Origin of the sequence: Ureibacillus sp. 179-F W5.1 NHS (genome assembly GCF_045369345.1) — a bacterium.
GTDB lineage: Bacteria > Bacillota > Bacilli > Bacillales_A > Planococcaceae > Ureibacillus > Ureibacillus halotolerans.
Genome location: NZ_JBIQFG010000011.1, coordinates 57877 through 78445, shown reverse-complemented (window position 1 = coordinate 78445; position 20569 = coordinate 57877). Strand labels below are relative to the sequence as shown.

At 33.8% G+C, this 20569-nt stretch carries 27 protein-coding genes and 1 other annotated feature; of the genes, 21 read left to right on the top strand and 6 right to left on the bottom strand.

Going from position 1 to position 20569, the window contains the following annotated elements:
* Positions 1 to 55: 55 nt before the first annotated feature.
* The 9 genes from pstC to ACH0B5_RS07555 all read left to right on the top strand — a co-directional run bounded on the left by pstC (position 56) and on the right by ACH0B5_RS07555 (position 7644).
* On the top strand, positions 56 to 1003 hold the full coding sequence (gene pstC, locus ACH0B5_RS07595; protein ID WP_122971897.1) for a phosphate ABC transporter permease subunit PstC: 948 nt from the start codon (positions 56 to 58) through the stop codon (positions 1001 to 1003).
* Between the two features lies 1 nt (position 1004).
* Positions 1005 to 1883, top strand: a complete 879-nt coding sequence (gene pstA, locus ACH0B5_RS07590; RefSeq protein ID WP_122971896.1) for a phosphate ABC transporter permease PstA — start codon at positions 1005 to 1007, stop codon at positions 1881 to 1883.
* Positions 1884 to 1907: 24 nt separating this feature from the next.
* Positions 1908 to 2741, top strand: a complete 834-nt coding sequence (pstB, locus tag ACH0B5_RS07585; protein ID WP_122971905.1) for a phosphate ABC transporter ATP-binding protein PstB — start codon at positions 1908 to 1910, stop codon at positions 2739 to 2741.
* A 17-nt stretch (positions 2742 to 2758) separates the two neighbouring features.
* On the top strand, positions 2759 to 3418 hold the full coding sequence (gene phoU, locus ACH0B5_RS07580) for a phosphate signaling complex protein PhoU (protein ID WP_122971895.1): 660 nt from the start codon (positions 2759 to 2761) through the stop codon (positions 3416 to 3418).
* Positions 3419 to 3513: 95 nt separating this feature from the next.
* Positions 3514 to 3740 (top strand) — a binding site (T-box leader).
* 98 nt (positions 3741 to 3838) lie between these two features.
* On the top strand, positions 3839 to 5227 hold the full coding sequence (gene trpE / locus ACH0B5_RS07575) for an anthranilate synthase component I (RefSeq protein ID WP_122971894.1): 1389 nt from the start codon (positions 3839 to 3841) through the stop codon (positions 5225 to 5227).
* Positions 5224 to 5808 (top strand): anthranilate synthase component II, encoded by a 585-nt coding sequence (locus tag ACH0B5_RS07570; protein WP_122971893.1) that lies wholly within the window; start codon positions 5224 to 5226, stop codon positions 5806 to 5808. Before trpE ends, ACH0B5_RS07570 begins: the two co-directional genes overlap by 4 nt.
* A gap of 24 nt (positions 5809 to 5832) precedes the next feature.
* Positions 5833 to 6189, top strand: coding sequence for a DUF5071 domain-containing protein (locus ACH0B5_RS07565; RefSeq protein WP_158599692.1), 357 nt, complete (start codon positions 5833 to 5835; stop codon positions 6187 to 6189).
* A gap of 89 nt (positions 6190 to 6278) precedes the next feature.
* Positions 6279 to 6800 carry a sigma-70 family RNA polymerase sigma factor gene (locus tag ACH0B5_RS07560; RefSeq protein WP_122971891.1) on the top strand — a complete coding sequence of 174 codons (522 nt, stop codon included), beginning with the start codon at positions 6279 to 6281 and terminating at the stop codon, positions 6798 to 6800.
* Positions 6787 to 7644 (top strand): hypothetical protein, encoded by an 858-nt coding sequence (locus ACH0B5_RS07555; protein ID WP_406927653.1) that lies wholly within the window; start codon positions 6787 to 6789, stop codon positions 7642 to 7644. The genes ACH0B5_RS07560 and ACH0B5_RS07555 overlap by 14 nt, the downstream gene beginning before the upstream one ends.
* Positions 7645 to 7688: 44 nt before the next feature.
* Here the strand turns inward: ACH0B5_RS07555 and ACH0B5_RS07550 are convergent, their stop codons facing one another.
* Both ACH0B5_RS07550 and ACH0B5_RS07545 read right to left on the bottom strand, forming a co-directional pair.
* Positions 7689 to 8159 carry a glutathione peroxidase gene (locus tag ACH0B5_RS07550; protein ID WP_122971904.1) on the bottom strand — a complete coding sequence of 157 codons (471 nt, stop codon included), beginning with the start codon at positions 8157 to 8159 and terminating at the stop codon, positions 7689 to 7691.
* Positions 8160 to 8177: 18 nt separating this feature from the next.
* Positions 8178 to 9392, bottom strand: coding sequence for an MFS transporter (locus ACH0B5_RS07545; RefSeq protein ID WP_406927652.1), 1215 nt, complete (start codon positions 9390 to 9392; stop codon positions 8178 to 8180).
* Between the two features lie 132 nt (positions 9393 to 9524).
* Between ACH0B5_RS07545 and ACH0B5_RS07540 the strand changes: the two genes are divergently transcribed.
* The gene (locus ACH0B5_RS07540; protein ID WP_341362262.1) at positions 9525 to 10415 is read left to right on the top strand and encodes a LysR family transcriptional regulator; all 891 of its coding nucleotides are present in this window, start codon (positions 9525 to 9527) and stop codon (positions 10413 to 10415) included.
* Between the two features lie 18 nt (positions 10416 to 10433).
* Here ACH0B5_RS07540 and ACH0B5_RS07535 read toward each other — a convergent pair whose 3' ends face one another.
* Both ACH0B5_RS07535 and ACH0B5_RS07530 read right to left on the bottom strand, forming a co-directional pair.
* Entirely contained in the window at positions 10434 to 10925 is a 492-nt protein-coding gene (locus ACH0B5_RS07535) for an endolytic transglycosylase MltG (RefSeq protein WP_122971887.1), read from the bottom strand.
* Positions 10926 to 10928: 3 nt separating this feature from the next.
* Positions 10929 to 11324, bottom strand: coding sequence for a hypothetical protein (locus tag ACH0B5_RS07530; RefSeq protein WP_341362261.1), 396 nt, complete (start codon positions 11322 to 11324; stop codon positions 10929 to 10931).
* Between the two features lie 162 nt (positions 11325 to 11486).
* Between ACH0B5_RS07530 and rpmG the strand changes: the two genes are divergently transcribed.
* The 4 genes from rpmG (at position 11487) to ACH0B5_RS07510 (ending at position 14939) form a co-directional block, all read left to right on the top strand.
* Entirely contained in the window at positions 11487 to 11636 is a 150-nt protein-coding gene (gene rpmG / locus ACH0B5_RS07525; RefSeq protein ID WP_008408521.1) for a 50S ribosomal protein L33, read from the top strand.
* Positions 11637 to 11711: 75 nt separating this feature from the next.
* Positions 11712 to 12299, top strand: coding sequence for a 5-formyltetrahydrofolate cyclo-ligase (locus ACH0B5_RS07520; RefSeq protein WP_122971885.1), 588 nt, complete (start codon positions 11712 to 11714; stop codon positions 12297 to 12299).
* A complete protein-coding gene (locus ACH0B5_RS07515; RefSeq protein WP_122971884.1) occupies positions 12296 to 12508 on the top strand; it encodes a YqgQ family protein in 213 nt (70 codons plus the stop codon). Before ACH0B5_RS07520 ends, ACH0B5_RS07515 begins: the two co-directional genes overlap by 4 nt.
* Before the next feature lie 523 nt (positions 12509 to 13031).
* Positions 13032 to 14939: an LTA synthase family protein gene (locus tag ACH0B5_RS07510; RefSeq protein ID WP_122971883.1), complete on the top strand. Its 1908-nt coding sequence runs from the start codon at positions 13032 to 13034 to the stop codon at positions 14937 to 14939.
* 144 nt (positions 14940 to 15083) lie between these two features.
* Here the strand turns inward: ACH0B5_RS07510 and ACH0B5_RS07505 are convergent, their stop codons facing one another.
* Positions 15084 to 15263, bottom strand: coding sequence for a DUF2759 domain-containing protein (locus ACH0B5_RS07505; RefSeq protein WP_122971882.1), 180 nt, complete (start codon positions 15261 to 15263; stop codon positions 15084 to 15086).
* A 166-nt stretch (positions 15264 to 15429) separates the two neighbouring features.
* Here ACH0B5_RS07505 and ACH0B5_RS07500 point away from each other — a divergent pair, with 166 nt between their 5' ends.
* Positions 15430 to 16080: an MBL fold metallo-hydrolase gene (locus tag ACH0B5_RS07500; protein ID WP_122971881.1), complete on the top strand. Its 651-nt coding sequence runs from the start codon at positions 15430 to 15432 to the stop codon at positions 16078 to 16080.
* 39 nt (positions 16081 to 16119) lie between these two features.
* Here ACH0B5_RS07500 and ACH0B5_RS07495 read toward each other — a convergent pair whose 3' ends face one another.
* On the bottom strand, positions 16120 to 16362 hold the full coding sequence (locus ACH0B5_RS07495; RefSeq protein WP_122971880.1) for a DUF2626 domain-containing protein: 243 nt from the start codon (positions 16360 to 16362) through the stop codon (positions 16120 to 16122).
* Between the two features lie 493 nt (positions 16363 to 16855).
* On the opposite strand from ACH0B5_RS07495, the gene comGA reads away from it, so the two are divergent.
* From comGA to comGF, 6 genes are read left to right on the top strand one after another with little or no spacing between them, the layout of a single operon-like run.
* Positions 16856 to 17866, top strand: a complete 1011-nt coding sequence (comGA, locus tag ACH0B5_RS07490) for a competence type IV pilus ATPase ComGA (RefSeq protein ID WP_122971879.1) — start codon at positions 16856 to 16858, stop codon at positions 17864 to 17866.
* A complete protein-coding gene (gene comGB / locus ACH0B5_RS07485; RefSeq protein WP_122971878.1) occupies positions 17847 to 18914 on the top strand; it encodes a competence type IV pilus assembly protein ComGB in 1068 nt (355 codons plus the stop codon). The genes comGA and comGB overlap by 20 nt, the downstream gene beginning before the upstream one ends.
* Before the next feature lie 17 nt (positions 18915 to 18931).
* A complete protein-coding gene (gene comGC, locus ACH0B5_RS07480) occupies positions 18932 to 19240 on the top strand; it encodes a competence type IV pilus major pilin ComGC (RefSeq protein ID WP_406927656.1) in 309 nt (102 codons plus the stop codon).
* A gap of 30 nt (positions 19241 to 19270) precedes the next feature.
* Positions 19271 to 19708, top strand: coding sequence for a prepilin-type N-terminal cleavage/methylation domain-containing protein (locus tag ACH0B5_RS07475; protein WP_158599691.1), 438 nt, complete (start codon positions 19271 to 19273; stop codon positions 19706 to 19708).
* On the top strand, positions 19698 to 20015 hold the full coding sequence (locus ACH0B5_RS07470) for a hypothetical protein (protein ID WP_122971875.1): 318 nt from the start codon (positions 19698 to 19700) through the stop codon (positions 20013 to 20015). Before ACH0B5_RS07475 ends, ACH0B5_RS07470 begins: the two co-directional genes overlap by 11 nt.
* Positions 19985 to 20446 carry a competence type IV pilus minor pilin ComGF gene (gene comGF / locus ACH0B5_RS07465; protein ID WP_122971874.1) on the top strand — a complete coding sequence of 154 codons (462 nt, stop codon included), beginning with the start codon at positions 19985 to 19987 and terminating at the stop codon, positions 20444 to 20446. Before ACH0B5_RS07470 ends, comGF begins: the two co-directional genes overlap by 31 nt.
* The last annotated feature ends 123 nt before the right edge of the window (positions 20447 to 20569 follow it).

Below are 20569 nucleotides of genomic sequence, written 5' to 3'. Positions count from 1 at the left end.
ACTTGTAGAGTACGACCAATAAATCTTTTTACGTATATTGAAGGGAGTTTGCATTATGGCTTCTCAAGGATTAGAGAAAAAGCATTCAGTCCAAGATATGATTGCCCAATCTCGAAACAAAAAAGGGAAAAAATTTATAGAAAAATGTATGCCGATTATATTAGTCATTACTGCATTAATTTCAGTTTTAACTACCATTGGAATCGTCATGACACTTATTTTTGAAACGTTTGAATTTTTTCAGAGAGTATCAATTACCGACTACTTATTCGGTACTGAATGGCTACCGTTCTCAGGTAGAGAACCATTATATGGGGTATTACCTTTAATATTAGGAACTTTAAAAGTTTCAGTCATCGCAGCATGTGTCGCAGTTCCATTAGGTATTGCAGTTGCCATTTATTTAAGTGAATACGCTTCGGATAAGACCCGTCGAATCATTAAACCAATTTTAGAAGTATTAGCTGGTGTACCTACAATTGTCTATGGATTTTTCGCATTAACATTTGTAACACCTTTACTTCAAGAATTGATACCGTCGCTGAAAATATTCAATGCGCTTAGCCCAGGGATTGTGGTAGGTATTATGATCTTACCAATGATTGCATCATTATCAGAGGATGCAATGAGCTCCGTTCCTAATTCAATTCGAGAAGGTGCATTAGCATTAGGTGCTACGAAATTAGAAGTATCTTTAAAAGTTGTATTACCTGCTGCGTTATCAGGGATTATTGCTTCGGTCGTATTAGCTGTTTCCCGTGCTATAGGTGAAACAATGATCGTTTCCCTTGCTGGTGGTGCGACACCAACATTTGATTTCAATGTAACGGGATCGATTCAAACGATGACAGCTTACATCGTTCAAGTATCATCTGGTGATGCTGGTTATGGTACAACAATTTATTACTCGATTTACGCTGTTGGATTTACATTATTCGTCTTTACATTACTTATGAATTTACTAGCGCAATTTATTTCGAAACGCTTCAGGGAGGAGTATTAAAATGAAATACATCGATAATACTGACGTAATGAAGCGGATGAAATCACGTTTAAAATTAAACAAGGTTTGGAAAACGGTTTTCCTTGCCGCTACAGGATTAGCATTGCTTACATTAGTCATTTTACTTGTACGTATCGTTTCTCAAGGTGCTGGCTATTTAAACTGGGATTTCTTTAATAACTTCGGTTCTCGTTTCCCAGATAAAGCAGGAATTAAAGCAGCTTTAATTGGTTCCATCTATTTAATGCTTGTTATCGCACCTGTATCCATCATTTTAGGTGTTGGAACAGCGATTTATTTAGAAGAATATGCAAAGAAAAATAAATTTACAAGATTTATTCAAATGAATATTTCGAACTTAGCCGGTGTTCCATCGATCGTATTTGGTTTACTTGGTTTAACGATTTTTGTTCGAATGTTCCTATTAGGAAAAAGTATTTTAGCTGCAGGTTTTACAATGAGTTTGTTAATATTACCTGTCATCATTGTGGCAGCACAGGAAGCGATTCGTGCTGTACCGAAAGAGCAAAGGGAAGCCTCTTATGGAATGGGTGCAACAAAATGGCAAACAATTACGCGGGTCGTATTGCCAGCAGCTATTCCAGGGATTTTAACAGGTAGTATTTTAGCCTTATCCCGAGCTGTCGGAGAAACGGCACCCCTTGTTGTCCTAGGTATTCCGGTTATTTTACAATTCTTACCTGATGGTTTGTTAAGTCAATTTACAACATTACCGTTGCAAATTTATGACTGGGCAAAACGTCCGCAAGAAGAATTCCAGTTTGTTGCGGCTGCAGGGATTATTGTGTTAATGATTTTCTTGATTTTAATGAACTCGATCGCAATTATGATTCGAAATAAATTCCAAAAACGATATTAAGGATGTGTAAAATTGGTAGAGCTTATGATTAAAAACGAAAAAGCGAAAGCTACTATTAAAACTCCGTCGCCGATTATTAGTGATAGTATTCAAACAGTAGAAAAAAATACTGTTGTTCAAACGAAAGGTTTCAATCTTTGGTATGGAGATCACCATGCATTAAAGGATATTAATCTAGATATTAAAAAAAATGAAGTGACTGCCATCATTGGTCCTTCTGGTTGTGGTAAATCCACATATATTAAAGCACTAAACCGTATGGTAGAGCTTGTTCCAACGGTTAAAACAAACGGTGAAATTAATTACCGTGGTCGCAATATTTTAGATCCTTCGTATGAAGTAGAAGAACTACGTACGAAAGTAGGGATGGTATTCCAAAAACCAAATCCATTCCCAAAATCGATTTACGATAATATTGCTTACGGTCCACGTATTCACGGTATTAAAAATAAAAAAATTCTTGATGAAATTGTTGAGAAATCTTTACGTGGTGCTGCAATTTGGGATGAAGTAAAAGATCGTTTAAACCAAAATGCATACGGATTATCCGGTGGTCAGCAACAACGTATTTGTATTGCACGCTGTTTAGCAATTGAGCCAGATGTGATTTTAATGGATGAACCAACATCAGCTCTTGACCCAATTTCAACTTTGAAAGTAGAAGAACTTGTTCAAGAATTAAAAGATAATTATTCAATTATTATCGTAACGCATAACATGCAACAAGCAGCTCGTATTTCCGATAAAACTGCCTTCTTCTTAAACGGAGAAGTTGTAGAGTTTGATCAAACAGATAAAATCTTTTCTACTCCTCGAGATAAACGTACAGAAGATTACATTTCAGGTCGTTTTGGATAAGAAGGGATTGATTGTGTATGTCAGCTAGAGAACGTTTTGATCATGAAATTCAAGCGTTGCAAAATGATTTTATTGAGCTAAGTAACCGCAGTATCGAAACGTTGGAAAATTCCTTTGAAGCACTATTTCAAAAAGATCTTGAGCTTGCCCATCAAGTCATTATTCAAGATGTTGAAATTAATCGTATGGAAGAAGCGATTAATGATCGCGTGATTAAATTAATGACTCGACAACAACCGGTTGCGACTGATTTGCGACGTTTAATCGTATTGTTAAAAGCAGCTTCTGATATGGAACGGGTTGGAGATCATGCCGTAAACATCGCAAAAGAAGCAATTCGCATAGGAAATGAACGGTTTATTACTTCTGTAGAATTGCTCGAAGATATGTGTTACAAATCAACAGAAATGCTTCGACAAGTTGTGGAAGCTTTCAAGGAAGAAAACATGTCTAAGGCAAAAGTCATTGCTGAGTACGATGACGAAATTGATGAAATGTATGGAAATATGATTAAACATCTGATGCAGCTAAGCTCTGTTGTCCCTGAAAATATTTCTCAAATTACGTATTTGTCATTTATTTGTCGCTTTGTAGAACGATGTGCAGACCATGCAACGAATATTGCTGAGTATTTACTGTATTTGAAAAAAGGTCAACGTTTCGATTTAAATCATTAAATTTTGTTGGGGCTCCAAATTCAATGGAGCTCCAATTTTTTTTGAAAATTGTTTGAATAGATGAAAAATTTATAATAAAATAGTTTTAAGTAAATAATGAAGCGATGATGAAAAATAGTAGTATTATGGAGTGGCAAAGAGAACTGGCGGTTGGTGGAAGCTAGTGCATAACATAATATGAATGGGCTTTCTAGCTTCTAGTACTGAAATGTTGAGTAGGTACTAGCGTGATGTGACGTTAAAAACAGTTAAGTGGACTAATGAATGGTTTTTAAACATTGTTAGTCAATGAAGGTGGCACCACGGCTCTTCCGTCCTTTAGTGATGGAAGGGCCTTTTATATTGTATAGCTGTCTAAATGACAGTTATACGTATGTGCATAGATGAGATGAGATTAGTAGAGAGAAGGAGAGAGTTGAGATGACTGTAGAGGTAAAAAACTTCATCATGGAAGAATTGCAAGGGGATATGATGACGCCCATTTCGATTTTTGAAAGTTTATCAGGTACCAGCAAAGTACTATTTGAATCATCTGCTAAACATGAAGAAAGCGGGCGTTATTCCTTTATCGCAGTGAACCCTATTGCCCAACTAAAAGGAAATCAGGAAGGCTTTGTATGTGAAATGAAAGGGAGTGAAATACAAGTCGGAAAAGGTTCGGTGTTAGATAAATTAAGAGAAATGATGCCGCTCCAAAATCGACAATATCCATTCTCCTTTTTTGGTGGAGCCATTGGGTATTTCGGGTATGACACTGCCTTTTATTATGAAAACATTGGGGAAGTGTTGGAAGATGAATTAAATATGCCTGACGTTCATGTATATTTTTACGATACTTTTATCGTGTTTGATCATTTATTACAAAAAGTGTTTATTGCAGCCATCGATTTGTTTCATACAGGTCGTTCGGAAGAGGAAATGAAAAAGGCAATCCAACAACTTGAACAACAAATTAAACAAAGTATACCCTTTAATGAAGAAGCTTCCTACTCGATTCAATTTAAACCGACAATGGAGAAGGAACATTTTGTTCATATGGTTCAAAAAGCGAAGGAGCATATAGAACGGGGGGATATTTTCCAAGTAGTATTATCCCAACGATTTACTTCTGGCTTTAAAGGGAACCCTTTTTCGTTATATCGAAAATTACGTACATCCAATCCGTCACCATATATGTTTTATATGGAGTTCGATGAATATACAATTCTTGGTACGTCACCGGAAAGCTTAGTAAAGGTACGTGACGGAAAAGTTACGACAAACCCAATCGCTGGTACAAAACCGAGGGGAAAAACAAAGGAAGAGGACAGTAAAATCGAACAGCTGCTTTTAAATGATGAAAAGGAAGTAGCAGAGCATCGAATGCTTGTAGATTTAGGGCGTAATGATATAGGGCGAGTAAGTAAGGTCGGGACCGTTGAAGTGGTCAAATACATGACGATTGAACGGTATAAACATGTCATTCATATTGTTTCAGAAGTAACAGGTGAATTATGTGATAATATGCATGTGCTCGACGTATTAATCTCCTGTTTACCTGCAGGAACAGTTTCCGGTGCACCGAAAATTCGCGCAATGCAAATTATTAATGATTTGGAACCATTAAAGCGTGGGGTTTATGCTGGAGCAATTGGCTACATTTCAGTAAATGGCAATATGGATCTAGCATTAGCGATTCGTACAATGGTCGTAAAAGACAATAAGGCAATGGTTCAAGCGGGTGCAGGAATTGTTTATGATTCGATACCCGAATTGGAATATGAAGAAACGTTAAATAAGGCGAAGGCACTCTTGGAGGTATCCATATGATTTTACTAATCGATAATTACGACTCATTTACTTATAATCTATATCAACAAATCGCTAGCCTCGGAAAAAACGTTGAAGTCATTCGTAATGATGCGATTTCCATTGAATCCATTCGTCAATTAAAGCCAGAAGCGATTGTTCTATCACCAGGTCCTGGAACGCCAAAGGAAGCAGGGATTACAGTTTCCGTCGTTAAAGAATTATATAAAGAGTTTCCAATACTAGGCATATGTCTAGGTCATCAATCAATTGGAGAAGCCTTTGGAAGTACAGTTTTACGGGCAAACAATATTATGCATGGAAAACTTTCTACTTTAAATTATGAGCAAAAGGGAATGTTTGAAAAAATGGACGGGGAAATTTCAGTAATGCGCTACCACTCTCTCATAATTGATCGAACAACATTGCATCAAGATTTAGAAATTGTTGCAACTTCGAAGGATGATGGGGAAGTGATGGCGATTCAACATAAACAATTTCCGGTCTTCGGTTTACAATTCCATCCAGAATCGATAGGAACGGAAAAAGGTACCCACTTAATAGAGTCGTTTTTACATCATATTCAACGAATAAACAACTAACTGCTTAAAAAGGGAGGGGTATACTTGGAAGCGAGTGTAGAACAATTGTTAACATTATCTGAGGAAGAGAAAAGAAGTAATTTACCTTTCGTTTTAGAATGGTTAAAAGTAGGGGAAATAGAGAGAAACGAAGGATTAGCTGAACTATTACTTCAATATCCAGCGGAGATTACGCCGTTCATTTTTGAATTATTAGAAGGCGAAGCAATGGATTACGATTTAAAGAAATGGATGATGGAAAATGTAATTTGTAAGCTGCCTTTTTTTGTAAAGATTGCTTTAGAAGAGCAATTACAAAGAATAGCCCAGCTCCCAACAGATGAAGAGAGAAAAAGGAAATTGCATGAAGTTGCCCAAACTGTTTTAGATAGTTTTATATAAATCCTTCTCGCACGCAAAAATTTTTTGTGTGCTTTTTTCGTCCAAAAGTTCATTTTTCTCGTCTATATAGTTGAAAGGGAGGGAAGTCAGTGCATGATCATTTAGAAGAAATAATTGAACTTTACGGTGATTACTTATTAAGAATCGCCTATACATATGTTAAAGACCAGCGGATAGCGGAAGAAATGATTCAAGATGTTTTTCTTACTTATTATAAAAAACAAGAACAGTTTCGTGGTGAAGCGTCGCTAAAAACGTATTTAACAAAAATAACGGTTCATCGATGTACCGATTATTTAAGAAGTTGGAAAAATAAAAAGGAATTACTCATTGGAAAATTCCATATTCGAGGGCAAACAAAAAATATAGAAAGAAAATACATTGAAAAAGAAGAAAAGATGGAAGTTACCGAAGCGGTATTTTCATTAAATGTTAAATTACGAGAAGTTCTCTTATTTTATTATTATGCAGACCATACAACGAAAGAGATTGCAGAAATTTTAAGTATTCCTGAATCAACAGTTAAATCAAGATTGCAAAAAGCTAGAACTGTTTTAAAAGAGAAACTAAAAGGCGTAGATTTGGAGGTGTTACTCAATGGAAATGAATGATTTACAACAGTTGTGGAAAAAAGAATTGGATGGGAATATCCATTTAAGTACCGAAACAAAGGAAGAAATAGTTCGAAAAATTATCAATGAAAATATAGAACAAACTTCTAAAAGAAATTGGGGTTACCCAATTGTTTTAACAACCTTTTTTGCTGGGTTAGCTTTTTTCTTTATCCTTTTCAAAGAGAACCGTGTCAATTTCACTAATGCGACTGTCCAAGGTGAAAATTACTTATCAAATATTTTTCTACATTTAGATGCTACATTTTATTGGTTTATAGGATTAATCATTCTTGAATGTTTAGCTTTATTATTAACGATTACAGTATTACTAAAAACGGAAAGATGGCGGGAGAAAAAAGGGATTCATTATATTAGGGGATTTTCAAAGAAGTTGATCATACGATGGTTTGTGGGTGGATCTTTATTACTAGGGATAGGCAGTTTTACAATTGTCAGTCAATCCCTTGAGGCAATAAAATTTCTTATCGTTTTGTTTGTTCTTTTAAATAATTGTTTATTACTATTATGGTCAATCCGCCATAAACATTTACCAAATTGCCCTCATTGCGGTCATCAAATTTCAAAAAAAGGACGATTCAAAAACTCTTTAGGCAGTTTTCGAACCCAATGTTATCATTGCGGCGAGCAGATTTTTCAAAGTAAAAAATCGAGAAATATACTACCATTCTTCGTTCCATTTCTTAGTTTTTATAGTTTAGGTATGTTAGGAATTCCTTTTCAACTAATCGGTTTTCCCTTTACACTCGTTGCAATCTTCCATATTTTTTATATTTCCAATTTTACAATTAGCTTTACGAAAGAAGATGAACCATTGTGGTAGTGAAAAAGGACACGGGCTTTTCAAGCAACGTGTCCTTCCTCATTTTATAGTAATTTAGCAATTTCTTTTTCAAATTTGGACGGTTTATCCGTTGGAGCGAATCGTTCCACAACATTTCCGTCTCGGTCTACTAAAAATTTCGTAAAGTTCCATTTAACGTTTTTTCCTAAAAAACCTTTTGTTTTTTCCGTTAAATATTGGAAAAGTGGATGGGCTTCTTCGCCGTTTACTTTAATAATGTCGTGCATCGGGAAAGTTACCCCATATGTAAGACGACAAGCTTCCGCTGCTTCATTTCCTGTAGTTAATTCTTGTTTGAATTGATCTGAAGGAAAACCAAGAATTTCAAGACCTTGGGAATGATATTTTTGATAAAGTTCTTCCAATTCACTAAATTGGCCAGCTAATCCACATTTTGTTGCAGTGTTCACAATGAGCAATACTTTCCCTTTGTATCGTTCCAAAGAATATTTCTCACCATTTTCTGCAGTTACATCAAAGTCATAAATGTTCATCATCATTCACTCTCTTTCTTAATATTGGAGATGGTCTTCCAACATTTTTTCTTTCCGATTTAACACTATTAGTGTAACAGCTAGCGTGAAAGAAGTAATTAAAAAAGAACTGATAAATCCAATAACACCATTCCAGCCCCAGCTTGACCAGAAAAGACCACCTGTCGTACCGCCTACACTTGAGCCGAAATAATAGGCAAATAAATAAAGGGAGGATGCTTGAGCTTTATCTTTTTTCGCGCGGGAACTTACCCAGCCACTAGTAATGGAATGGGCGCCAAAAAAGCCGAACGTATAAATGACAATTCCTAAAATTTTTATAAATAAATGTACAGGTAAAGTTAATAACGCTCCCGTAAACATAATTGTAATGCCAGTTAACAATACTTTTTGTTTTCCAAATTTATCTGACAAGCTACCGAACCAAGTTGAACTAAAGGTACCAACTAAGTAAACGAGAAAAATCCAACCTACAACGCCTGCGCTTAAATGATAGGGGGCTCCCATTAATTTATAACTGATATAGTTATACAGTGTGACAAAGCTTCCCATCAATGTAAAAGCAATACCGAACAAACAAATTAATCCAGGGTCCTTTAAATGGGAAAATAACGATTTAGCTAAAGGTTTCAGCTTCAGTTGCCGTGGGGTAAAATGTTTTGATGCTGGTAAAGCCCAAACAAAATAAAGACTAACAAGGAAACTGATGACGCCTAAAACAACCATGCCGATTTGCCAGCTGAAAAAGTCAGACATCGTTCCCATAATAATGCGACCAGCTAATCCACCGACGGAATTGCCACTTATATATAATCCCATAGCAACGCCAAGACTACTTGGATGAACTTCTTCACCTAAGTAAGCCATGGCGATAGCAGGAACACCTGCAAAGACAAAGCCTTGGATAATGCGTAATAGTAATAGAGTTTCAAAGGTAGGTGAAACAGCAAGAACAATGGTTAGTAAAGATGAAAGAAAGATGGAAATCGTCATTAAGCGTTTACGACCCCAAGCTTCTGATAACGAACCACATAAAATTAAACTAACGGATAAAACACCAGTAGATAGGGAGAGGGAGAGGCTTGCGACGGCAGGTGATACGCCATATTGTTCAGTAAATTGGGGGAATAATGGCTGTGTGACATATAAATTGGCAAAGGTAATAAAGCCAGCTGCAAAAAGTGCTAAATTGGCTAAATGAAATTCCTTTGTCCCTCTTTGTAAATAACTCATGTTGGTTCGCCTCTTTTGAAAAAATTAACATTTTGTACTTTCGTATTACATTTATTATAATAAGTGAAATCATATAATGATAATTCATAATTTTTATTTGTCTTATAAATAAAAGTAATAAGGAGACGGAAAATGGATTTTAATTCCCTTCAATATTTTATATTGGTGGCTAAATATGAAAATATGTCCCAGGCTGCTCAACATTTACATATTACCCAGCCTGCCTTAAGTAAATCCATTTCCTTATTAGAAGAATCTTTAGGTGTGGCATTGTTTGATCGAAACGGTCGTTCGATTCAATTAAATCGGTATGGAAAGTTCTTTTTAGAGCGAGCAGAATATATTGTAAAGGAATATGAAAGGGCAAAAGAAGATTTAGCAAATTTAGTTTCACCTGGTCAAGGGGAAGTATCGATTGGATTTATGCATACTCTTGGTTTAGAAATTATTCCTTCCCTCATGACGGATGTGAAAAAAGTTTATCCTCAAATGAAATTTCTACTAACCCAAAGTAACTCCAGCTCTATTTTAAAAAAGCTCGAAGCAGGAGAGTTGGATGTATGTTTAATTTCTTCGGTAGATTCAAATGAGGAGATTGTTTGGGAAAAGTTGTGGGAAGAAGAAATTTTTTTCATTGTACCTGAAAGTCATAGATTAGCTAATAAACAGATGGTAAAAATAAAGGATTTTGCCCATGATCCCTTTATTTGTATAAAGAAAGGGAACTCATTAAGAAAATCAGTGGATGATTTATTTAAAAGGGAAGGTTTCCAATTAAACGTTGCTTTCGAAGGGGAGGAAGTACATACGGTTGCTGGGTTAGTGGAAAGTGGTTTAGGCGTTTCATTGATCCCTTATATTAAAGGATTAGAACAATATAAACTAAAAATTATTCGAGTTGATGCCCGAAATTGTAAACGAGAAATTGGATTGGCCTTTATGAAAAGCCGTTTTAAAAGCTCCGCCACAATAATGTTTGTTGAATATATAAGAAGTTACTTCAAGAAAAAGGGGAAGGCTTAAATAGCCTTCCCCTTTATGTTAAGCTGGTTGTTTTCCAGTAATAATATTAGCGATTTCTTCAATAGACATAGATGAATTTAATTCAAATTGTCCCTTTTGTATTGATTTTGCGTATTCAGGTTGAGCTAAAAATAGTTCTAATTCAACACTGTTATGTATAATGCCCATATCTTTTAGTTTTTGAGCAATTTCTGCTACTGTTAAACCAGAGTAAATATATAAAGTGCCACTCACTACTTCTTCATCTGTTACTTCGTCTTTTGTCGTCGTATTTTCGTTCGTTGTTTCTAGTTTTTGTGAAGTAGTTTGTTCCTTTTGTTCTAATACGGCGATTTGTTCTTTTGCTTCTTCTAGCTGATGTTCCAATTGGGTAATTTGTTCTTTATATTGTTCTTCGTTGGAGACATCGTCTGATGAAAGGAATGGAATATGGAACTTATTTGACATCGTCATGACCATTCCAATGATAAAACAAGCAATACCGAAGCTACGCAAAGATGATCTTTTCATCGTCTATCTCCCATCTCGTAATATCGATAAAATTTGTTGTGTAGATAAAGTAGACATTTTGCTAATTTCCTCAATCGGATAGCCTTGTTTATTAAGTTGGATCACTTGAGATACTAATATTTCATTGACTTGCTTCTGTTGAACAGTTGTTGGTTGTTTTTTTTGTACCGATGTTTCTTTTATTTTCGGTGTAGGTGCCGATTTAATGGAAAAGTTTGGTTCAAGAAGCAACTCCTCTTCTACTATTTTCAACCGCTTTTTTAATGAATTTGTTTCTTGGTAAATACTAATTGATAAGTCTTCTAAGTCTTTTTCAATTCGTTTAGATGTATCTTTTAGGAAAAATGATACAACAATACAAACAATGCCGATGATCATTAAAATCATTGATAAATCCACTGTTGTTCCTCCGTCTTTTTTACTATTTTAAGTTATTTTAGCATAAGAAAAGTTAATAATAAATGATGCTAGATTTTTTTTCTATTTATGTTATAATGATTTAGTCGTATAAATCATGCTCAAATGAAATTAAAGTCTTTATATAGAGTGGGAGGGTTAATAATGCGCGTAAACATTACATTAGCTTGTACAGATTGTGGTGAACGTAACTACATTTCTAAAAAGAACAAACGTAATAATCCAGAACGTCTTGAACTTAAAAAATATTGCTCTCGCGAGAAGAAATACACTCTTCACCGTGAAACTAAGTAAGCATTATTGCCAAAACCACTTGTGGTTTTGGCTTTTTAATTATAAATGGATAAAAGGATTTAGGGGATGGTAAATTTGGATAAAAAACAATTGAGAAACCAAATAAGAAAAGCGTTAAATGATCTGTCCGATGATCGATTCAGACAATCCTCTATGTACATGAAAGAACAGTTATTAAAAGAGCCTTCTATTATCGAAGGGAATACGATTGCTATCACGATTTCCCGTAAAAGGGAAGTTCATACGAAAGAAATAATTGAAGCTTTATGGAACATGAATAAAAAAGTCGTTGTTCCAAAATGTCATCCAGTAAATCTTACGATGGACTTTTATGCAATTGAGAATTTTCAACAGCTTGAAATCGTATATATGGATTTATTAGAACCGATTCCCCAATGTACAGAACTTGTTACTGCTGAAGAAATTGATTGTATAATCGTGCCAGGAATCGTCTTTGATTATAATGGTTACCGGATTGGTTACGGTGGCGGTTATTATGATCGCTATTTAACAAAATTTAAAGGTCAGTTAATTTCCCTTGCTTTTAATATCCAAATTGTAGATGAAGTACCAGTTGAAACCTTTGATATACCAGTGGATCTTATCATTACTGAGACATCGCGAATTGATTGTGTCGCAAATCGAAAGGGGACGTCAAAATGAAAACAATGAAAGATATATATGATTTACTAAAACAATATGGAACATTTATTTATACAAGAGATCGAATTGGAGATTTATTATTAATGGAAGATGAAATTCGGGAGCTATATAAAGCAAAGGTTCTTGAACCAAAAGACTTTCAGTCAGCAATGCTCCTAATCAAACAAGAGTTATCACGGCTAGAACAGGAAGAGAAAAAAATGCAATAATCGTCATGAATTTAAAAATTATTAAATAATTTCAAAAAAATTACCATATATTATGTTTTAAGTGGTATTATATTGTTAATAATTGTTAATTATATACATTAAATTGACAGTGGATTTATTTGCCACTGTTTTCATTTGGGAACTTTTTTGTAAATAAAACGTAAATAATAATATAGTTCTTTAATATTTGTAATGTTCCGTACTTTTTTGAAAGATAATTAATACTTCTTGCAAAATTAGAGAAAAAGTATGTACAAAAAAATTAAAAAAACGTTCCAAATGTAAGCGGTATAAAGGTTTGTTTGTTGCCATCAATATAATGTTATCTTAAATGTTATCAATTTCATGATGTATACCCACTATTGTTTTTGAAATTTTTGTATACATATTATATTGATAATTAAAGGAATGAAGATTAAGATAAAATTTGTTTTCAAACTTAGCAATTTATTTTTTTGTGTAAATTTCAATAGAAATTTATGTTTATATCTATGTATCAATTATGTGGAAAGGATGTTTTGGAATGAATTTTTCTAAATGGCCTAAACATTCGATTTTAGCTATAGCTATACTGACGACTTGGATCAAAACTGTGATTGTCTACCATACAAGTTTTGAAATGGACATTGAAAACGCAATGCAAGAGCTTATTTTAATAATAAACCCATTAAGTTTCTTATTATTTGCTTATGGGATTTCATTATTTTTTAAAACGGCAAAAGTACGCCATCGTTACTTAATAACAGTAAGTGTTCTTCTGGCGATTGTATTATTTGCTAATGTTGCGTTTTATCGATTCTATAATGATTTCATTACATTAGCAGTTTTATTCCAAACTAGCAATTTCGGAGATTTAGGCACTTCAGTAACGGAAATTATTAACTGGTACGATATTTTTTACTTCACAGATGTTGTTGTTTTAATTTTAGTTATTAAATTTTTACCAAAATTACAAGAAACAACACCAATTCGTAAAGAAATTCGTCGTGCTTATTTTGTATTAGCTGTTGCAATGGTGTTCTTAAATTTAGGATTAGCGGAAACGGAACGCCCACAATTATTAACCCGTGCATTTGATCGTGAATTATTAGTAAAAAATATTGGGACATATAACTATCATCTGTATGATATTTATGTTCAATCGAAATCAAGTGCGCAAAGAGCATTAGCGGATGGCAGTGAACTTGTGGAAGTAGAAAACTATGTGCAAGCAAACCAATCTGCCATTAATGAAGAAATGTTTGGTAAGTATAAAGGACGTAATGTCATTTTTGTACAATTAGAATCACTCCAAAATTTTGTGATAAATAATACAATGAATGGGGAAGTAGTAACACCTTTCTTAAATTCTCTTACACAAGATAAAGATACGTATTATTTCAGTGACTTCTATCACCAAACTGGATTAGGGAAAACAAGCGATTCTGAATTTATAGTAGAAAATTCATTGTTTGGCTTAGGCAGTGGTGCAGTGTTCTTTACTCATGGTGGGAATACGTATAATTCGATGTCTGAAAAATTAAATGAAAATGGTTATTTTACAAGTGTCATGCATTCCAACAATGCATCTTTTTGGAATCGGGATGTCATTTATCAATCGTTAGATATTCAGAAATTTTACGATGTCGATTCCTATGATGTAACAGATGAAAACTCTGTGAACTGGGGATTAAAAGATATTCCATTTTTCGAACAGTCCGTTGATATGATGACTGAGATGGAGCAACCTTTTGCTACGCGTATGATCACATTAACAAACCATTATCCATTTACTTTAACGGAAGAGGATATTATGATTCCAGAATATAATTCAAATTCTGGAACACTGAATCGTTATTTCCAAACGGTTCGTTATTTAGATGAATCCATTAAAATATTCTTTGAAGAGTTAAAAGAAGCAGGTCTTTACGATAACTCCATTATTGTCATGTACGGTGACCATTATGGTATTTCGGAAAACCATAATAAAGCAATGGCGCAATATTTAGGTAAGGAAGAGATTACTGCCTATGATAGTGCATTATTGCAATCAGTACCGTTATTTATCCATATTCCAGGATCGAACGATGGTCAAGTAATTGATAAAACTTCAGGTCAAATTGATATTCGTCCGACGATTTTACACCTTTTAGGAATTGATACTTCAAATGACATGCAACTAGGTGACGATATGTTCTCAGAAGAACATGAAGATTTCGTTATATTCCGGGATGGTCGTTTTGTGACAGATCAATTAGTTTACGCGGGTGAAGTATGTTACGATCGGGGAACAGGCGAAGAAATAGAAATTGACGCGTGTCAACCATACATTGACCGTGCTTTAATCGAACTTGAATATTCTGATCAAATTATTAATGGCGATTTATTACGTTTTTATGATGAAGATACAGGGAATTTAAAACAAAATGTAATAAAAGAAGAGAAAGAATAACGAAAAGGGTCATTTCACAAATGAAATGGCCCTTTTGTTTTTAACTTATTCAATGACGCTGGATAACCTAAATGTTCTTTAACAATACTGTTAAAGAAACGAAAAAGACGAAGTATCTTTTGATACCTCGTCTTTTACAATGAATTAGTGCAATTTTGGTGGGTAACCTTGGTTTAAAACTGTCATGACTACAAACCAACCGAAAATTGCAGCTGTAGCAATACTGAAAACTAAAGCAAGAATATTTTTTTCTTTAATTGCTTGGAATAAATTTACTACAGCAAAGATTGCTACTAAAGCGAAAATAACCATTAATAAGTTCATTAAGATGACACTCCTTTAGACATTAGAAGTTGAATGTCGTAGACAATATTCCTTCTTTATTGTAAAGCACTTACATCTTTTTGTCGAGAACAAAAAATACAGTTTATTTGAACGTTCAATGTAATTTTTTTCTTATCCATGTATAATAATCAAGAGGTGATGATTGATGTTAAATGTAAAAGTTTTTAGTTTAGGTCCTGTTCAAACAAACTGTTATATTGTTAGTAATAAGCAAAAGGACTGCATTCTATTCGACCCAGGTGAAGAAGCTTCAAAAATAGTGAATGTCATTCGTTCCAATCAATTGAAACCAAAGGCAATCTTTTTGACCCATACCCATTTTGACCATATTGGAGCAGTGGATGAATTAAGGGAAATGTTTGATTTACCATTATATGTACATGAACGGGAAGTCAGTTGGCTTGGAGATCCGATGAAAAACGGCTCTGGTAAATATGCAGAACTTCCAAATTATATTGTAAATAAACCAGAAGAAGCTCATATAATTCGCAAAGAGCAAACGTTTAACATCGATGGTTTTACATTCAAAGCTGTATTCACTCCTGGTCATTCTCCTGGAAGTATTTCGTATATTTTTGAAGAGGATGGCTTTGCCATCGTAGGGGATACACTTTTTGAAAGAAGTATTGGTAGAACAGATTTACTTGAAGGGTCTTTAAAAGTACTTCTTCAATCTATCCATGAAAAATTATTAGTATTACCAGAGGATACAATTATTTACCCTGGACATGGCTCTTATACAACGCCACAAGCTGAAATGGATATGAATCCGTTTTTAAACGGTTACGAAGGGTAAAAAGAAAAACATCGACTGAACAACCAGTCGATGTTTTTTTTAATGGCCAGCACCAGGTACATGGATAAATGTAGTATAATACGTAAATCCAGCGAAGAATATAGTTAAATAAGCTCCGAAAATGTACATGTACATGCGTTCTGTTAGGTTTAAGAAGCCTAATAATATAAATAAAATTGTATTACCAACGAATAATAGCGAAACCTCGTACATATCACCAAGGTAGAACATAACGGCAAAAACACCAGTCCAGAATGCCATAACTTTATACATGTTGCTCATGAAGAATCCCTCCTTTTGCCATGTGACTCAATAATCTCAACTTTTATTATAAATGATTGGTAAGGATAATGTAAACTGCTACTTCCATTTTGTTTGTGACAAACAAATTAAAATTTAGAGAACGTTTTATCTTTTTTTCTCCTATTTAAAATGGAAATAAACGTTAACTTTTGGTAAGGTTTTCAATGGAATAGAAAAAGCAGTTTAATTTCATTATTTGTTAATTACGATTTTTTAAACGGTCATACGTAATGAAAATAATATTTTCCTTCTATTTTATATTTTAACCTTCATTATTAAAGAAAACGTTAAACAATACTAAAAGGTTTTTTTGGATAAACAATAATATCTTGATCAAATTTATCATTTCTTTAGAAAATTAAGTTGAAATATTAAAGTTAGAAAAAGGGGTTTTCCAATTTCCATTACCATTATATACTGTTTTTAATTCAGTTGCGGTCAATTAAAATACTATAATGATGAGGTGTTGCCTATGGACATTGAATCTGTAGTAGAAAATAAAAGTATGCAGTTATTATTGAAGGCACTCCATTTCGGAGCATCGGATATTCATATTGTTCCTCAAAATCATCAATATTCCATACATTTTCGTAAATATGGAAAACTATTTCCAACGACCAATATACCTTTTGAATTAGGAGACCGGATCATCTCTTATTTCAAATTTTTATCATCCCTTGATATAAGCGAAAAACGCAAACCTCAAAGCGGTTCTTTTCAAAAGGAATTCTCAAATCAGTTATATGCCTTTCGGGTATCTACTCTACCTTCTGTTTTTAAAAGAGAAAGTGTCGTTATCCGATTAATGCTTCAAAATTCCAGTCTCCCCCTTACTTCACTTTCCCTCAATCAAAAATCGGCAGAAAAACTAGTTCAACTCATATCCAACCAACAAGGTCTTTTGTTATTTTGTGGGCCAACTGGTTCAGGAAAAACGACTACTTTATATTCATTAGTGAATTACACGAGCGAAACTCTTGCCCGTCACGTCATTTCTTTAGAAGATCCAGTTGAGAATAGTCAATCGAATTTATTGCAAATTCAAGTAAATGAAAGGGCAGGGGTAACCTATGCAGCCGGTTTAAAAGCAATATTACGTCACTCACCGGACGTCATCATGATTGGAGAAATTCGTGATCAGGAAACCGCAAAGATTGCAATTGAAGCTTCGTTAACGGGCCATTTAGTATTAAGTACCATTCATGCGAAGGATACAGTTAATTGCATATATCGATTGTTAGATTTAAATATATCGATTGAAGAAATTAGACAAGCTCTTATTGGAATTGTTGCTCAATGTTTGGTGGAAATAGGAACAGAGGAAAGGAAAGCGTTATATGAAATTTTAAGTGATTGTCATTTAGTTGAGGCGATAGCAGCGGTTATGCGGGGTGACAAGTATCAATTACCTAAACATGAGAAGTTATCCCACCAATTAGCTTCCTATGAGGTGAAGGATAGGCATGCAACCGTTACTACTTAAATTAAAGGAGTATCCTTATCTTCCCTCAAAAAAGAAGAAAGTCAAACAACTACCTGCATTTTTAAATCGGTTAAGTACGTTGCTGAATGAAGGTTACACATTTGCCGACTCCATTGATATGTTACTTCCTTACCATGTAGAAAATTTAGTTTATTGGAGGGCAATAATCTATGAAAAACTAAAAAATGGTGGGAAAGTTATCGACATATTAAAAAGTTTTCCCATACCGAATCATTACTTGATTACCCTTCAAATTGCTGAAGAAAGTGGAAACATTGCTGAAGTATTAAAAACAGTTTCGAAGCAGTTAGAATTTACATATCAAATGAGGAAAAAAGTAGTGAAACTGTTAAGCTATCCAATATTTTTATCCGTTGTTCTCATGATGATCTTTATCGCTTTCCGTACGTATTTTTTACCAAGTATTACGGAAATCATTCGTTCTCGATCAAAGGAAGTAAGCGGAATGGTTAGTATTTCAAATCTTTTTCTCCATCTCCCAGATATACTCTTTATTATTTCCTCCAGTTGTTTCATCCTTTTTCTAATATTCTTCGTTCATTTAAAAAGGAAAGCAATATCCGAACGAATCAATATTTTATTAAAACTTCCAGTTGTAAATTACTTTTTCAAGTTGCAATTAACGATACGAATATCGAAAACCCTAGGAGAACTACTTGTTAGTGGTATTTCACTACAACAAGCATTAGACATTTTACAAAATCAACAATTAAATCAAACGATTGCTTATGTAGCGAGGGAGCTAGAAAGACAAGTCATCTATGGTGAATTACTATCAAATGCAGTCTCTATATTAGCTTGGTTCTCACCGAAGTTTGAAGAATTTATAAAACACGGAGAAAAAAGCGGTTATTTAGGTCGAGAATTGCTCATTTACTGTGATTTATTGGAAGAAAAACTGCAAACGAACATTCAATTCATTATTGCTATTGTACAACCATGTTTTTTCATCCTTATTGCAGTATGTATTATCGCTGCCTATTTAAGTATTTTATTACCAATGTATGAATTAATTGAATTGATTTAAAAGGAGTGATGGTTTTGATTTTAAAAAGACAAGACGGGTTTACTCTTATAGAGATGCTTATAGTTTTGTTAATTATTTCCATTTTAATATTGATTACAATTCCAAATGTAACAAAACATTTTTCTTCAATAGATCAAAAGGGGTGCGATGCCTTTGTCAAAATGGTTCAAGGACAAGTTGAAGCATACAAAATTGATTACCATGACATTCCTACTTTAAGTGAATTAGTCGAGAAGGATTATATAAATGAAGGTGAAACTTCCTGTCCGAATGGAGCAGAAATCCAAATACAAAGCGATGGGAAAGTTGTAGTGAAAGGAGAATAGCGAATTGAATAAATGCTCTTGATGAAACATATGAAAAACGATCAAGGATTTAGTTTAATTGAAATGTTATTGGTCCTATTCATTGTAATTGTTGTAAGTTCTATTGTTTATAAAGTAACGTATACCATCTCAGAAAAACAGGCTGTTGAGCAATTTTTTAACCAAGTTCAGTTGGATATTCAACGGATGCAAGCCCTTGCGATAGAGGAAAAGAAAACAATCAATGTATTGTTTAGTGATAATAATACGTATAAAGCCTACTACAGCCTTGATGGTAAAAAAATTTTTGAGAGGTCCTTTCCATCAATTGTTCAATTAAACATATATAGTAATCTTAAAAATATAGTGATTTATCCTAATGGTGAAGTAGTGAATTTTGGCAAAATTATTTTTTATACCCCCTTTGGAGAAAGACAATTAATAGTAAATATACAAAAAGGACGGATGAGGATAGTTGATGCTAAATAATAAAGGAATATCCTTCGCTGAAACTTTACTAACTGCCGTCATTCTATTCATCCTTGCCGGTACTCTTATTCCTTTTACTTACCATTTAAAAGAAACTTTATATAACCAAAAATTAGAATTACACGCTTCTGAAACGGCATTGGAAGTGGCGAAAAGACTTCAAACGGAATCATTAAAAAGTGGCAAGAAAACAATTGAACAAATCGATTACCATTGGACATACGACGGCCAAAAAATTTGTGTAACATATCGTAATGGGGATGATGAAAAGATAAAATGTATCGGGCGAAAAGAAGAAATTTATTAAATAATAAAGGGTTTACTTTACTAGAAGCATTATTTCAATTTGTCGTGTTCATTTTATTAGCAGCTATCCTTATGATGGTTGTTTCATGGTTAAATCAAATGAATCATTCGTTATTAACCGATGATGATGTAACGTGGGAATTATTTGTGCAAGATGTTCAACAGTTATTTTCAAATGTAGATGAGATAACTGTTAAAGAGAAATCAGAGCTAATTGAAATTGCTTATGTAGATTCAGTAGATCGAAAGCAAATCGACCGATACGGTGATGTAATAAGACTAAAAACAAATGATAAAGGTTATGTACCGTTATTAATCGGTATTCAAAAGGTTCAGTTTAGAATTCAAGGAGATTTTTTGACAATATATGTTGAATTTCAGGATAGTGTAGTAAAGGAGAGAACCTTCTTTGTTCAAAAAAATTACCAATGACAGAGGTGGTACTTTCGCGTTAGCTATCATGTTACTTTTTGTCACTACTTCCTTTATAACTTATTATTGTATTTCATATGAATCACAAATAAAAACATATAATTCGTTGGAATTAGCCAATGT